14 protein-coding genes are annotated in these 15,969 nt (G+C 33.7%); 4 read left to right on the top strand and 10 right to left on the bottom strand.

Translation table 11 applies throughout. The features are described 5' to 3' along the window. Positions 1 to 70: 70 nt before the first annotated feature. Positions 71 to 1,828 (top strand): signal peptide peptidase SppA, encoded by a 1,758-nt coding sequence (gene sppA, locus VLC96_RS16390; RefSeq protein ID WP_325264646.1) that lies wholly within the window; start codon positions 71 to 73, stop codon positions 1,826 to 1,828. Positions 1,829 to 1,959: 131 nt separating this feature from the next. Next, positions 1,960 to 4,590 carry an AsmA family protein gene (locus VLC96_RS16385; protein ID WP_325264644.1) on the top strand — a complete coding sequence of 877 codons (2,631 nt, stop codon included), beginning with the start codon at positions 1,960 to 1,962 and terminating at the stop codon, positions 4,588 to 4,590. Positions 4,591 to 4,665: 75 nt separating this feature from the next. Here VLC96_RS16385 and VLC96_RS16380 read toward each other — a convergent pair whose 3' ends face one another. Beyond that, positions 4,666 to 5,079, bottom strand: coding sequence for a VOC family protein (locus tag VLC96_RS16380; protein WP_325264642.1), 414 nt, complete (start codon positions 5,077 to 5,079; stop codon positions 4,666 to 4,668). Between the two features lie 395 nt (positions 5,080 to 5,474). Further along, positions 5,475 to 6,269: a DUF2797 domain-containing protein gene (locus VLC96_RS16375; RefSeq protein WP_325264641.1), complete on the bottom strand. Its 795-nt coding sequence runs from the start codon at positions 6,267 to 6,269 to the stop codon at positions 5,475 to 5,477. 204 nt (positions 6,270 to 6,473) lie between these two features. Here VLC96_RS16375 and VLC96_RS16370 point away from each other — a divergent pair, with 204 nt between their 5' ends. Beyond that, a complete protein-coding gene (locus VLC96_RS16370; RefSeq protein ID WP_325264640.1) occupies positions 6,474 to 8,000 on the top strand; it encodes a GH3 auxin-responsive promoter family protein in 1,527 nt (508 codons plus the stop codon). Between the two features lie 155 nt (positions 8,001 to 8,155). Next, the gene (locus tag VLC96_RS16365) at positions 8,156 to 10,372 is read left to right on the top strand and encodes a TonB-dependent receptor domain-containing protein (protein WP_325264639.1); all 2,217 of its coding nucleotides are present in this window, start codon (positions 8,156 to 8,158) and stop codon (positions 10,370 to 10,372) included. Positions 10,373 to 10,437: 65 nt separating this feature from the next. On the opposite strand, the gene VLC96_RS16360 is transcribed toward VLC96_RS16365, so the two are convergent. The 8 genes from VLC96_RS16360 to clpP all read right to left on the bottom strand — a co-directional run bounded on the left by VLC96_RS16360 (position 10,438) and on the right by clpP (position 15,684). Continuing rightward, complete coding sequence (locus tag VLC96_RS16360) at positions 10,438 to 10,974, bottom strand: SRPBCC family protein (RefSeq protein WP_325264637.1); 537 nt, start codon at positions 10,972 to 10,974, stop codon at positions 10,438 to 10,440. 32 nt (positions 10,975 to 11,006) lie between these two features. After that, entirely contained in the window at positions 11,007 to 11,441 is a 435-nt protein-coding gene (locus VLC96_RS16355) for a VOC family protein (RefSeq protein WP_325264635.1), read from the bottom strand. A gap of 72 nt (positions 11,442 to 11,513) precedes the next feature. Continuing rightward, on the bottom strand, positions 11,514 to 11,945 hold the full coding sequence (locus VLC96_RS16350; RefSeq protein WP_325264633.1) for an SRPBCC domain-containing protein: 432 nt from the start codon (positions 11,943 to 11,945) through the stop codon (positions 11,514 to 11,516). An 18-nt stretch (positions 11,946 to 11,963) separates the two neighbouring features. Continuing rightward, a complete protein-coding gene (locus VLC96_RS16345; protein WP_325264631.1) occupies positions 11,964 to 12,374 on the bottom strand; it encodes a VOC family protein in 411 nt (136 codons plus the stop codon). Positions 12,375 to 12,388: 14 nt separating this feature from the next. Then, positions 12,389 to 12,793, bottom strand: coding sequence for an SRPBCC family protein (locus VLC96_RS16340; RefSeq protein ID WP_325264629.1), 405 nt, complete (start codon positions 12,791 to 12,793; stop codon positions 12,389 to 12,391). A gap of 130 nt (positions 12,794 to 12,923) precedes the next feature. Beyond that, positions 12,924 to 13,607: a copper homeostasis protein CutC gene (locus tag VLC96_RS16335; RefSeq protein ID WP_325264628.1), complete on the bottom strand. Its 684-nt coding sequence runs from the start codon at positions 13,605 to 13,607 to the stop codon at positions 12,924 to 12,926. 91 nt (positions 13,608 to 13,698) lie between these two features. Continuing rightward, positions 13,699 to 14,931: an ATP-dependent Clp protease ATP-binding subunit ClpX gene (gene clpX / locus VLC96_RS16330; RefSeq protein ID WP_325264626.1), complete on the bottom strand. Its 1,233-nt coding sequence runs from the start codon at positions 14,929 to 14,931 to the stop codon at positions 13,699 to 13,701. A gap of 78 nt (positions 14,932 to 15,009) precedes the next feature. After that, positions 15,010 to 15,684, bottom strand: coding sequence for an ATP-dependent Clp endopeptidase proteolytic subunit ClpP (clpP, locus tag VLC96_RS16325; RefSeq protein WP_325264624.1), 675 nt, complete (start codon positions 15,682 to 15,684; stop codon positions 15,010 to 15,012). Between the last annotated feature and the right edge of the window lie 285 nt (positions 15,685 to 15,969).

The raw sequence follows: 15,969 nt of genomic DNA, 5'->3' as shown, positions 1-15,969 counted from the left end.
ATTGCAATTTATTTTCTTTATAATTGTAACAAAATAGCACTTTTGAATACTTATCTGTAAAATAAAATCTATGAAATTTTTAGGAAATGTAATGGCTACCATTGTTGGTATTTTTGTTTTTTTCATGTTATTCTTTTTTGGAATACTGCTCATTGGAGCAATTTTTGGAGGTGAAACAGAAGGAATTGAAGTCAAAAACAATTCAGTAATTGAATTAAACTTAGATGATATATCCAATGATTATGCCGGAAAATACAAAGACCCATGGATGGATGTCTTTTCAGAGAAAAAAAATGTGGGTCTTACTGACGTTATTAATGCCATTGCTGCTGCAAAAACAGATGGCGACATCAAAGGAATCTCCATTTTAAATCAAGAATCCCAATTAGGACTAGCACAAAGCAAAGAACTTAGAGAAGCTTTGAATGATTTTAAAAAATCTGGAAAATTTGTTTTGGCTTACGCCAATGATCTAACCCAACGAGATTATTATCTGAACTCAGTTGCTAACTCTATTTATTTAAATCCAGCTGGAGATATTGATTTTAAAGGATTATCAACAGAAATAATGTTCTTTAAGGATCTACAAGAGAAATCAGGTGTAAAAATGGAAGTAATTCGTCACGGAAAATACAAAAGTGCCGTTGAACCTTTCTTGGAAAATAAAATGAGTGATGCCAATAGAGAGCAAACTACTGCTTTATTGAATTCTATTTGGAGTTCGGTTTTGGAAGACATCTCAACGAGTCGCCATATTCCAATATCTCGTTTGAACGAAATCGCAACTGGCTTATTGGCCCGCACTCCAGAAATGGCAAAAGCCAACAAACTTATCGATGTTGTTGCCTACGAAGATGTGTATCATAACGCAATCAAAAAAGCTTTGAAAGTAACCGGTGACGATGATTACAACAAAGTTTCAATGACTGATTACGCTCAAAAAGTAAATACAACTTCACTACTTTCTGAAACCGACAATCAAATTGCTGTTATTTATGCTCAAGGCGAAATTCAAAGCGGCGAAGGAGATGTTAATGTAATCGGCGAAGGTTCTATGCGCCGTTCGTTTCAGGAAGCCAGAAAAAATAAAGATATAAAAGCAATTGTCCTACGTGTGGATAGTCCAGGTGGCAGTGCTTTGACATCTGATTTGATTTGGAGAGAAATTGAATTAACCAAAAAAATAAAACCTGTTGTAGTGTCAATGGGGAATTATGCTGCCTCAGGCGGATATTATATTTCATGTAACGCTAACACTATTTTTGCTGAAAAAAACACCATTACAGGATCAATTGGAGTGTTTGGAGTTTTGCCAAATTTCAGTCAATTGTCTACCAGAATAGGAATTAATACAGAGCAGATCACAACTAATGAAAATGCCAACTATAGTCCATTTGTCCCATTAAATGAAAAATTCAGAGGAGTAACTTTACAGGGAATTGAACGAGTGTATAAAACATTCTTACATCATGTTGCTGAAGGGAGAAAAATGACCGTAGCACAAGTTGATTCTATAGCACAAGGTCGTGTTTGGACAGGAACAGAAGCTCAGAGAATTGGGTTAGTGGATAAAATTGGGAATTTAAATGACGCTTTAAAAGAAGCTGCTTCATTGGCTAAAATAAAAGATTATTCTACTCAAAACTTTCCAGAATATGAAAAGGATTTTAATGATCTAATAGGCAAATTCCCATTTGTAAAATCAAAAGAAGCTTTGATTAAAGAAGAAATTGGAGAAGAAAACTATTTCATTTTACAGAAAATTAAAAAAGTTCAACTTCAAAAAGGAATTCAGGCCAGAATGCCTTTTGAGATTTCAATACAGTAATTATTTAAAAAACAATAAAATTCAAGCCCTTTTCGTTTTGAACTTAAAGGGCTTCTTTTTTATGTTTAAAAACCAACAGATAATTAATAAACGCTTATTTTTGTAAAATAACCCAAATTATCAAACCAAATATGTTAAAGAAAATTTTAAAAATCGTTGGAATCATACTAGTGCTACTTGTTGCTTCCTTATTCGCAATCCCTTATTTCTTTAAAGATCAGATAAAAGCCAAAATTACTGAAGCTATCAACGAAAAAGTGGATGCCAAAGTCTCTTTTGCTGATGCAGACTTGAGTCTTTTCAAAAATTTTCCAAAAGCTACAGTAACGCTTGATCAATTATTGATTATCAACAATGCTCCGTTTGAAGGAGATACGCTAGTTTCTTTGGGCGAATTGAATTTGAACATGTCGGTCAAAGAATTGTTCAAAGGCAAAGAAGAAGCCATGGAAATTGAAGGAATAAGTTCCAAAAATGGTTTTATTAATATTATATTCAACAAAGATGGACTTGGTAATTTTGACATTGCTTTGAAAGATGACAAGCCAAAAGATGATACCAAAAGCAAGCCGTTATCGTTGAAAATTCAGAAATATCAAATTGAAAATTTCAAGTTTAAATATTTGGATGAAGGTTCACAAATGAAAATGGTTATTGATAGTTTGAATCACGAAGGAACCGGAGATTTTAGTGGTTCAAGATTAGATTTAGACACCAAATCAACTGCTAAAATATCATTTGACATGGGCAAAATCAATTATATGAAAGACGTTGCATTGTCATTAGATGCCGTTTTAGGAATTGATTTAGACAAAAGCAAATACACTTTTAAAGAGAATAAGGCATTAATCAATCAATTGCCATTAGAGTTTGACGGTTTTATACAAATGGTTGATGCCGGACAAGTATATGATTTGAAATTCAAAACCCCAACCTCATCTTTCAAGAACTTTTTAGGATTGATTCCTGCGGCTTATTCTTCGAGTTTAGAGGGAGTAAAAACCACAGGAGACTTTACAGTTAACGGTTTTGCCAAAGGAACACTTACTGACACTACAATTCCTAAATTCAATATTGCAATTGCATCTAATAATGGATCATTCCAATATCCAAACTTACCAAAATCGGTTCAAAGTATTGTAATTGATACGAAAATCGTGAATGAAACTGGAATCATGAATGACACTTATGTCAATGTGGATAAACTTTCATTTAAAATTGATCAAGATGTTTTTGATGCAAAAGCCAATATAAAAAATATCAGTACAAACGCTTTGGTTGATGCTGCGTTGAAAGGAACAATCAATTTAGCGAATCTTTCAAAAGCTTATCCAATTAAACTTAGTAAACCACTTACTGGGATTTTGAAAGCCAATGTGACTACCAAATTCGATATGGCTTCGGTAGAAAAAAGTCAATATCAAAACATCAATAATGCCGGAACTATTGGTTTAACCGGTTTTAATTATGATGATGGAAATGGTAAAAACATGGCCATCAGTAACGCATTGGTACAATTTAATCCAAGCCAGGTGCAATTGAAACAATTTGACGCCAAAACTGGAAAAAGTGATGTGAGTGTAACGGGAGTTTTGGATAACTTTTACGGTTTTATGTTCAGAAAACAAGAGCTGAAAGGAAACTTCAATTTATCATCGAATCAACTTGTGGTAAGCGATTTTATGACAACTAGTACTGCACCAACAAGTGCAACTGGTACTGAAAATAAAGCGCCTGCAAAAACTGCTAAATCCGAACCATTAAAAATCCCTGCATTCTTAAATTGTACGCTTACTGCAAAAGCTAATACGGTTTTATACGATAACTTAGCATTGAAAGCTGTTTCGGGCAAAATGACAATTAAAGATGAGAAAGTTACTCTAGAAAATGTAAAAACGTCCATTTTTGGAGGTACAATTGGCGCTGCAGGATCGGTTTCTACCAAAGGAAAAACTCCTGTTTTTGACATGAATCTAAACTTAAACCAAGTGGATATTAAGGACAGTTTTACTCAATTGGATATGTTGAAAAAAATTGCTCCAATTGCCGGTGTTGTGAATGGTAAAATCAATACTACTATTAATTTGAATGGTAATTTACATCCGACTGAAATGACTCCTGATTTAAAAACGCTTTCAGGTGATTTGGTTGGACAATTGCTGTCAACGACTATAAATGCTAACAATTCGACTTTGCTGACAGCTTTGACTTCAAAAATGAATTTTGTTGATTTAAACAAAGTAAATCTCAACGACATTAAAGCTGCTTTGACTTTCAAAGACGGTAAAGTGAATGTGAAACCATTTGACATCAAATATCAGGATATCAAAGCAACTGTTGGCGGTTCACATGGTTTTGATCAAAATATGGATTACAATATCAAGTTTAATGTTCCTGCCAAATACTTGGGTAAAGAAGCCAATGCTTTTATATCCAAAATGTCTCCAGCCGATGCTGCTAAGTTTGATAATATTCCGGTAACGGCGTTAATGACTGGTAATTTTAGCAATCCGAAGATTTCTACTGATATGAAAGTGGTGATTACCAATATTACAAAAGAATTAGCCAAACAGCAATCGGATAAATTGCTCAAAAAAGGAACTTCAGAATTGGATAAATTGCTAAATAAAAATCAAAAAACAGATACAGACACCACCAAAACTAATACTCAAAAAGAGGACATTAAGAAAAAAGCGGGTGATTTACTGAATGGTTTATTTAAAAAGAAAAAACCAGCAGAACCCACAGAGCCTAAACCATAAAAACGAAAAAGCCGTTTCTCAATATAAAAGTTGGAAACGGCTTTTTCGTTTGTAATTATTACAGTTTGTTTGCAATTATTCAACAGGCTCCCAAAGTTCGATTTTATTTCCTTCGGCGTCCATGATGTGAACAAATTTTCCATAGTCGAAAGTTTCTATATCGTCGAGAATAGTGACTCCATTAGCTTTTAGATTTTCTACAAGCCCTTCGATATTCTGGACTCTGTAATTGATCATAAATTCCTTTTTTGATGGTGCAAAATATTCGCTTCCTCTTTTAAAGGGACTCCAAGTAAGAGAGCCGACCTCATCAGGTTTATCTTTGTTTCTGAATTCAAAATTAGCTCCCCATTCGTTGGTCTCAATACCTAAATTTTTGGCATACCATTCTCTTGTTTCACTAGGATTATCCGAAAAGAAAAAGATTCCGCCAATTCCTGTCACCTTTGGTGAAAACGTATTCTCTGTTTTGTTTTTTGAATCTTCCATACTACTTTCATTTTTATTTTTTGTTCATTTTTTAAAGCAGCCTCTAAGTTATGTAAATTATTGATTATCTGTGTTTTGATATTGAGAAATAAAGTTTTTAGCTGATCTTTCATTAATAGATTTAGTTATCTCGCAAAGTCGCTAAGACACAAAATAAATTATCTCAAACTTTATTTGGCGACTTGATAGAATGATAAAAGAAAATCAAAATGGAATATTAACTTAATAGCCCTTTTTTGCGTGAGGGATAGAAATGAAAAGCCCGGAAACCAGTGCAGCGATAGCGGAACTGGTTGAGGACTTGTAATGGATAGCCCGACCCCAGTAAAGAAAAGGGCAATCCACACACAGTAGTTTGCCCTTTTCTTTACTGGGGTCACGCCCAAATTATTTTATTAGATATTAATCGATACTACATAGCCTTCAAAGCTTCTAATATTAAAAACGGTTCCGTCTTCAAAGATTAAATATTGACCTTTGATTCCAACAAGTTTTCCTTGAAAATGTAGTGTTTTGTCCAAACTCAAACTGGACACTTTTTTAGGATAAGTCAAAACGGGATAATCCAGTTGGTACAAATCATTTTTTTCTAAATGAAAATATTCTTGCACTTCGGCTGGAAGAAGCGTTTGTACTTTTAGTTTTTCAGCTATCAGGTCCAAATCAACGATATCATTTTGAAGCATTTTGCGCCAATTGGTTTTGTCGGTAAAATGATTTTTTAAGGCGACTTCGGTAATTCCTGCCAAATAACGATTGGGAACCTCAACAATTGATATTGCCTGACTGGCTCCTTGATCAATCCATCGGGTTGGCATTTGGGTTTTTCGGGTCACTCCTACTTTGACTTCACTGGACAATGCCAAATACACGATGTGAGGCTGCAATTGTGCTTTTTGTTCGTAATCTAAATCTCTGTCTGCGATTCCCAAATGTGCGGTGCTCAACTCTGGTTTCATAATCCAGTCGCCCACCGCCGGACTTGCATAGAAACAATCGTAACAGAATCCTTGACGGTATATTTTTTTCTTTTTAGTGCAATTCAAACATTGATGCCCTTCAAATTTGATTTCAATTTCTTTATTCAAAAGCTGATTCATGTTCAAAAAACTGTTTTCGAAAACCAAATAATATTGGATTGGGTTGCCGAATTCGGTTTGCATTTTAGAAAGTACTCCTTGGTATGTCATTGCAGATGGCAGATTTAAGATTGCAGGCAGCAGTTGGTTTTACTGCTACTTTATTTGATTGAAATGGATTTTTTTTACAAAAAAACACTATTTTTGATACGAAGGCAAAGTTACTATTTGTCTGTCGATATTCAAATCTTAAATTTTCATATTCCACTTAGGAGAAAATTAGAAATTAAAATCGTTAATTCTAAATCAATTGCAATGCCTCTATCCATTATAAATTCTATCGCTTCCTGGTTTTTAAAACAAAGAATTCATCAAATTGAACTTTTCCTGAAGTATCCAAATGAAGTTCAGGAAGAATTGCTGATGAATTTAATCCGTTCCTCGGAAGAAACGATTTATGGCAAAAAATATGATTATGCTTCAATGAAATCATATAAAACTTTTACAGAGCGAGTGCCGATTTCAAGCTATGAAGATTTGGAGCCTTATATAGAACGTACTCGTCAGGGAGAACAAAATATTCTTTGGAACACGCCTGTAAAATGGTTTGCAAAATCCAGCGGAACCACAAATGCCAAAAGCAAATTCATTCCTGTAAGCAACGAAGCGCTCGAGGATTGTCATTATAAAGGCAGTAAGGATTTATTGTGCTTATATTTGAACAACAATGAGGAATCTGAAATGTTTGTGGGCAAAAGCTTGCGTTTGGGAGGCAGCTCGCAGATTTATGAAAACAAGAATACTTTTTTTGGGGATCTATCGGCAATTTTGATTGAAAACATGCCGATTTGGGCTGAATTCAGCAGCACGCCTAGCAGTAAAATTTCGCTGATGAGCGAATGGGAAACCAAAATGAGCGCCATCATCAAAGAAACCATAAATGAAAATGTGACTAGTTTTGCCGGGGTTCCTTCGTGGATGTTGGTTTTGATGAATAAAGTTCTCGAAGAAACCGGAAAAACAAATCTGATGGAAATTTGGCCAAACTTGGAAGTGTACTTTCACGGAGGCGTAAGTTTTGATCCATATCGCGATCAGTACAAGAAAATACTTCCTCAAAATGATTTCAAATACTACGAAATTTATAATGCTTCCGAAGGTTTTTTTGCCATTCAGGACTTAAATAATTCGAGTGATTTATTGCTAATGCTGGATTACGGTATTTTTTATGAATTTATTCCGATGGATACTTTTGGAACACCAGACCAAAAAGCAATTCGCTTATCGGATGTGGAATTGTTCAAAAACTACGCGATGGTTATTACGACCAATGGCGGTTTGTGGCGATATTTAATCGGCGACACGGTTCGTTTTACTTCTTTAAATCCTTATCGTGTTCGAGTGACAGGACGAACAAAACACCACATCAACGTTTTTGGTGAAGAATTAATGGTCGAAAACACAGATCAGGCTATTGCTAAAACCTGTAAATTAACCCAAGCCGAAGTAGTTGATTATACAGTTGCACCAATTTTCATGAAAGAAAAAGAAAAAGGAGCTCATGAATGGATGATTGAATTTAAGAAACAACCAGCTGATATTGCCGCTTTTCAAAAGATTCTGGATGAAACATTGCAATCTTTGAATTCCGATTATGAGGCTAAACGCTACAACAATATGACTCTTAATCCGCTAGTGATCAACGTTGCCAGAGAACGATTATTTTATGACTGGCTCAAAGAATGCAATAAGTTGGGAGGTCAACACAAAATTCCGAGATTGTCTAATAAAAGAGATTATCTTGAGCAATTAAAGGGAATGCAGGATTATATAGTTAGATAATTAGAAATGAAATCATTAAAAAAATGTAAATATTACGTTTTTTATTCCCGAAATTAATTTAAAACTCATTACAAAAATATTTTCTTACAATTGTTGTAACATTTTTTGATTTTGAAAGTCTAGTATGCAATCATCAATCAAAAATCAATCAAAAAATGAAAACAACATTATTAGCGTTAGTGCTACTGAGCACCACTTTTATTTTTGCTCAGGAAACAAGGCCAAATTCAGAAAGTTCGACGGCTGTCGCAAAAGACTCCATTAAAGAAAAAGTTAATCAGCTTAATGAAGTAACTATTACTTCTCAAAAGAAATACATAAAAGTAGAATCAGATAAAACTACAATTAATGTAAAAGAAAACGACATGCTCAATAGTGGCAGCAGTCTTGAAGCTGTAAAAAAACTGCCTGGTGTAATTACTTCGCCAACCGGAGGAATCTCATTAAACGGAAAAAATGTCACCATTTATATTGATGGCGCACCAAGTACTTTGTCTGGAAATGATTTGCAAAACTACTTGAATTCGTTACCCGCAAATGCCATCGAAAAGGTAGAACTCATTTACAATCCTGGTGCTTCATTTGATGCGAATGCCAGTGGTTCAATAATCAATATTGTGACAAGCTCTAAAAGAATGAAAGGTGTAAATGCTAGTTTTAATATCAATTACAATTTTAATAAATACCAAAAACCAAGTCCGCAAATTCTTTTAAACGGAAAAGAAAAAAATCTAAGCTGGCAAACAATGCTGGGTTATAATTACATTGATAGTGAATCAAAGACCAGCAATATCCAACAGTTTACCGCATTTGATCCAATCCAGTATTTAAAACAGGAAAACTTTACCGTAAGCACGAACAGGAACTTGTATTTTAGACTTGGAACAAATTATAAACTGACAGAAAAATCAAATTTATTATTCAATTATAATGGCAACTATGCCAATGACAGAAATGTTTTTGACGCAACAACAGAAGGAGTTGGCATCGATTATTTTAATCAGGGAACAACCAAAATCAAAAATAATAACCATGAAATCAGTTTGCAATTCAAAACTAAACTAGATACTCTCGGAAAAACTTTAGACATAATTGCATTCAGTAATTTATTTGATAAAAAACCAATTACCGAATCGAATGCGATTGATAAAATTTCTAATTCAAATTCATTTGCCAATAGTGATCTTAATTTTGATTTAAAAAATTACTATTTGAAATATGACTTTGTTATTCCGTTTCAAAAAATGAATTTTTCTATCAATACAGGAGGAAAATTCAATGTGTTGGAAGTAAATGACATTGGAAATTATTATACCAATTCGGGAACAGATATGATCGATTTCGATTATTCAGAGAATAATTTGGCTTTCTATGCCGAAGCCCGAAAAAAGATTAAAAAATTAAGTCTAACTGCTGGATTGCGTTTTGAAGATTACCATGTAAAACGAGTGACTAATACTTTGGCAGAACCAATAAAATTTACAAATACCAATTTGTTTCCAAATCTTAGCGCCATATATGAAATAAATGATGACGTGAACATTTCAGCTTCGTATTCTAAAAAAATCAATCAGCCTAATTACAATAATTTAGATCCAAATAACGGAAATGGTTTTGACCAATATAACAGTTCACAAGGGAATTTATTTTTGGATCCAACTTTTTTTGATAATTATGAATTCAAAATATCAGCTTTTCAGTTTATCCAATTGGGAATGAATTATACGGCATCAAAAGATAACAACCTTTTTGTTTTTAGTGCAGATGCTGATGCGACTACACCGATAAGCAAACAAACTTATCAGCAATTTGATCATTTGAATACATTTGGTGCTTATTTGAATTTTCCGATTCCATTAGATTATTTTTTTAAAGGAAAAGAAGAATTCAAGAAACGAATGAAAAACATAGATGAGATGAATTACATATTTGTCAATCTAAATTACGTCAAATCCGATATTAAAGGATATTATTTCCCGTATACAAATAAGCCTATTTTCAATTACGCCTTTCAATCGCAAATCATGTTGCCTTGGAAAATCAAAAACTCAATGATGTATTTTATACTTCCTCCAGGAAACTGGCAAGTTTATAAAGTTACTGAGCCAATTCAACAGTTTGATATTTCATTCAACAGAGATTTTATGAATAAAAACTTAAAGATTGGCTTACATTGTTTCGATGTTTTTAATCAAAATGAAACTAACGTATTAATTGCTGGTGAAAATTTAAATACAAGTTATAGACAAAAAAATGATTCCAGAACGTTCCGTATTTCATTAACCTATAATTTTGGAAACCTGAAAATGCAAAGCGAAAACACCAATATTGAAACTGAAAAAGTAAAAAGTGGTGGAGGAATGATGAAATAACCAAACAAAAAAACCGTTCAAAAAATTAAAATTTTGAACGGTTTTTGTTTTTGAACCATTATAAATTAAGGTTGCTTTTCTAAAATCGCCTTCACATTTGCTAGATTTTGAGCCTGATCTTTTTCTATAAAACCTTTAAAAATGAAACTCATTAAATTCATTGGATAATCTGCGTGTCCGTAAAATTCGTTAGTGAGTTTGGTTTTATCTATCGAAATTGGCTCAACAATCATCGCTGCTGTATTATCGCCTTTCATAGGTTTTTCAAAATGAAGATTAAAATCAATTCTATCATCACTTAATTTTGCAATTTGTTGAGAACCTTCTCCAACATTATCGTCTGTACTAACCCATGACGATTTTGCACCGACTGTCCCGTCAATTCCTGTATAGTCAATCTTTACTTTTGGATCTTTCATTACCCAAACGCTGTACTTTTCTTGATTTTTAATCATTTTTACATAATCAAAAACAACCTGTTGTGGCCTATTGATAGTTGTGCTGACAGATATCGTGTAGTCTTTAGGGATAATAAATGCAACAATCAAAAGAAAAGCAATAAGTCCAACAATCCCAATACCTATAAATCTTAATACGCGCATATTCAAAAAATTTAATGATAATTGATATCTTCTTATTTAGCAGGATTTTCATCAAAATTGACCATCCAATGAATTCCGAATTTATCCACAAACATCCCAAAATAAGCACCCCAGAAAGTTTTGTTCATAGGCATAAAAGGGTTTCCTCCTGCCGAAAGTCCGTTGAAAATCCGATCGGCTTCAGCAACGCTTTCTGTATTAATAGAAATTGAAACATTCGAACCAAAAGCAACTGCTCCAGCTTCATCATGACTGTCACTTCCCATCAAAATAGTGTTGCCAATTGGTAAACTTACATGCATGATTCTGTTGGCTTGTTCATCAGATAATTTTGGACTATTTTCGTCAACAGGCATATCTTTAAATTTTCCGATATACGGGAATTCTCCTCCAAAAACAGATTTGTAAAACAGAAATGCTTCTTCGCAATTTCCATTAAAAATTAAATAAGGATTAACTGCTGCCATAATTTTTTCATTTAATGTGTTTATATTTAGTTTAAAATTATAAGATAATCAATCACTTAGCCTTTATTTTCTTTATTTTTTCTCTGAAAGTTCCTTTACTTTTTCTAATGCTTTGGGGAAAACATCCTGAAAAAAATCAACATATTTGTCTACTGTATCGATTGTTGCTTCGAGTAAAGTTCCTATATCAATAGAAACGAGTCTATACGTTTCCATCCCTCCAGACCAGCCTTCAGAGGACTCCCCAACAGGCAAAACAATATGATCTTTAATTTCAGACAAATGTTTGAATGCCATATACTCGTTGTCTTCTTTTTTAAAAATAACACTATTCATTCCCATTCCTTCAGGATTCAAAAAATGAATAGGATCACCCTCTTCCCAAGTACTCAAAGCATAAGTTCCTTCGCAAAAGACAGCGGCCCATTCTCTATATGTTTGATCTTCCCATAAAACTTCCCAAACTTTTTCTTTAGTTGCATTAATCGCAATTTTAAATTCCAAAGTCTTAATAGCTAATTTTTATTTAGGCTTTTTATCATTATCCATATATAAAATATTCCAGCGATGACCATCCAAATCAGCAAAAGCGCAGCCATACAACCAACCTTGACTTTCGGCAGGTTCAGCAAAAACCAGCCCACCAGCATCTCGGACTGTTTGAGCAAAATCATCCACCTCCTGCTTGCTTTGGGCATCAAGCGATATCATCATTTCCGAACTCTCACGAGTATCTGTTATTTTGTTTTGTATATAGCCTTGAAGCTGATTTTCTTCAAAAAGCATTACTACAAAATTATTGTCTCCAACGAACATGCATGCCATTGTTGATGTCTCATTTTGTTGATTAAAAGTAAAACCAATTGCAGAAAAAAAGGCTTTTGATTTTGCAACATCTTTTACCGGCAAGTTTAGCCAAATCTGTTTTACCATTGTTTTGTTTTAAGTTATCGTGACTCAACGTACTTTTTAAAATTATCCAAAATCGCCTGCCAGCCTGCTCGTTGCATTTCCTCAGGATTTTGATTTTCAGGTTCAAAACTCTCGATTATTTCTACACCATTTTCCAGATTTACGAAGTAAACCGATACTTTACGCCCATCACCAATTTCATATTCTATCAATGAATGAAGGGTCACTTCCGTGTAAACTCCTCCAAAATCAAAACTCATTGTTCCATCTTTTGAAGCCATTGTAAATTTAAAACTACCACCCTTTCGTAAATCATTTTCTGCATAGGGTGTATGCCAATCATCTGAAGCATTATTCCATTCAGTAATGTGTTGTGGATTTGTCCAAAAATCCCAAACTGTTTCTAATGGAGCATCAACTATACATCGTACTGTTATCATAATCAATAATTTAGATTTATAAATTTACAAATAATCAAATATAAATTTCTTTTTTCCCGATAAAAAAACCTATTCTAAGAAATAGAACAGGTTTTCGTATTTTGATTTATTTCTAATAAAAAGATTTCTCTTACTTTGTAATTTCTTTTAGAAAATCCTTCATTTTTCCAATTTCAATTCCATTAGCTATTTCATCTGGACCAGTAATCGCAGAAGAATGATAAAAAGAAGCATTCACTTTTTGATCTAACTTAACAATGTTGGAAGAGCGTAATCCACCGCCAGGCATAATCACGATTCGATTATTTGCTTTTTGCATCAAAACTTCCAAAATTTTGCATCCTTCGATTACATCATTTCTTTGTCCAGATGTTAACACTGTTTTAAATCCAGAATCAATTATTAATTCTAATGATTCATAAACATTCGAAATAACATCAAATGCACGGTGAAAAGTGCAGGGAATAGGATTAGCAAGTTCAATAAGTTCTTTGTTTCTTTGATCAAAACTATTATCGGGATTCAGCATTCCAAAAACAAAACCATCAATATTAATTTTTTTGAATTGTTGAATAGCTAATTTCATTTGTTCAAATTCAACGTCACTGTAAACAAAATTACCACCTCTAGGACGAATCATCACATTCATTTGAATAGTCAATTTGTCTCGGACTTGTTGAGCAAGTTTAAAATCTGGTGTGGTTCCACCCTCTTTGAAATTGTCGCAAAACTCTACTCGGTCAGCGCCAAATTGTTGAGCTATTATAGCCGATTCCAGGTTAAAACAGGCAATTTCCAGATTCTTATTTTTCATTGCTACAATAATTTTGGAAAAAGATACAAAGTACAAAAAAACCCGCCCTATTTACAGAGCAGGTTTAGTAATTATTTTTAGTTACTAAAGCTTAAGAAGCAATTTCTAAACGCTTTAATAAATTTTTATTTAATGTTTCTTTGGCGTATTCCATATCAATTTCTAATTTTTTATCCTCAGAACTTGGTAATTCATACATTGCATCGGTTAAGATTGCTTCACATAATGAACGTAATCCACGCGCGCCTAATTTGTATTCCAAAGCTTTTTCAACAATAAAATCCAAAGCTTCATCGGTAATGGTAAAATCCACTTCGTCCATCAAAAACAATTTTTGATATTGTTTGATTAAAGCATTTTTAGGTTGTGTCAAAATAGCTCTTAAAGTTACTCTGTCCAATGGATCCATATGAGTCAAAACTGGCAAACGACCAATGATTTCAGGAATCAAACCAAAATCTTTAATGTCTTTTGGAATAATGTATTGCAACAAATTATCCTTATCTATATTGTCTGCATTTTTAGAAGTAGAATAACCAACAGCCTGACGATTCAAACGTTTTGAAATAATACGCTCTACTCCATCAAAAGCTCCACCGGCAATAAATAAGATATTTTGAGTGTTTACCTCAACGAATTTTTGGTCAGGGTGTTTACGCCCTCCTTTTGGCGGCACATTAACAACAGTTCCTTCCAATAATTTCAACAAAGCTTGTTGTACTCCTTCTCCTGAAACATCACGAGTGATGGATGGATTATCGCTTTTACGAGCAATTTTATCAATCTCATCAATGAAAACGATACCTCTTTCGGCTTTGGTTACATCATAATCAGCAGCTTGTAGAAGACGAGTCAAAATACTCTCAACATCTTCGCCAACATAACCAGCTTCTGTCAATACTGTAGCATCAACAATAGCTAATGGCACATCCAGCATTTTGGCAATGGTTTTGGCAACCAAAGTTTTTCCTGTACCGGTTTGTCCAACCATAATGATGTTACTTTTTTCAATCTCTACTTCATCGTCCAATTGCTGTTGCATCAAACGTTTGTAATGATTGTAAACCGCAACAGACATCACTTTTTTGGTTTGCTCCTGTCCAATTACGTATTGATCAAGGAAAGCTCTGATTTCTTTTGGTTTTTTTAAAATTAAATCACCAACTAGTTTAGAACTTCTGTTTGTTTTTAGTTCTTCCAGAACAATTCCATGTGCTTGTTCGATGCATTTATCACAGATGTGAGCATCGATCCCTGCAATCAACAAATTGGTTTCCGGTTTCTTTCTTCCGCAGAAAGAACATTGTAATACTTGTTTTGCCATTCTTTTTTTGGTTGATAGTTGATGGTTGATAGTTGATGGTTAAAATCCAACAACTATCAACTGTCAACCAATAACTATTTATCCTCTTCTTAAAACTTCATCAATCATTCCGTATTCTTTGGCTTCGTCTGCTTTCATCCAGTAATCGCGTTCACTGTCTTTGTGAACTCTTTCAAAAGTCTGTCCGGAATGATGTGAAATAATATTATATAATTCATCTTTCAATTTCAGCATTTCGCGTAAGTTGATCTCCATATCGGTGGCAACACCTTGTGCACCTCCAGACGGTTGGTGAATCATTACACGTGAATGTGGCAATGCCGAACGTTTTCCTGCTGCACCTGCACACAAAAGAACTGCTCCCATAGAAGCTGCCATTCCTGTACAAATTGTAGCAACATCTGGCTTGATATATTGCATAGTATCATAAATTCCTAAACCTGCATAAACACTTCCTCCAGGTGAATTCAAATAAATCTGAATATCTTTGGAAGCATCCGCGCTTTCTAAGAATAATAATTGAGCCTGAACAATATTGGCAATTTGATCATCGATTCCTGTTCCCAAGAAAATAATTCTGTCCATCATTAATCTTGAAAAAACATCCAATTGAGAAACATTTAACTGGCGCTCTTCAATTATATAAGGGGTCATTCCTTTTGGGTTCATTGCAGCAACTATTTTATCATAGTACATTGCATTTACGCCTTGGCCTTTAATCGCAAATTTTTTGAATTCTTTTCCGTAGTCCATATTTTATAATAGTTTAAGGTTTAAAGTTTAAAAGTTTGAAAAGAACTACACAAAGACCATACCCGTTTTCGGATAATGTCATTATGTCTACTTTTTTTAGCCCAGATTGCAGTGGAAAGTTTTTGAAATGGCTGACTATTTTTTTTGGTAAAAAAAAGCGACCAACGGAAGCTCTTTTTTTGCCTTACAAAAAAAGGCAGCAATGAAAAAACTTGTAACGGAAACCTGGACACGAGCGCAGCGAACTGACGCAGTAATTGCTCCTGAATATAATTCAGAATACAA

The sequence above is a fragment of the Flavobacterium sp. genome, from assembly GCF_035456085.1.
GTDB lineage: Bacteria > Bacteroidota > Bacteroidia > Flavobacteriales > Flavobacteriaceae > Flavobacterium.
This window is presented reverse-complemented; position numbering and strand designations above follow the sequence as displayed.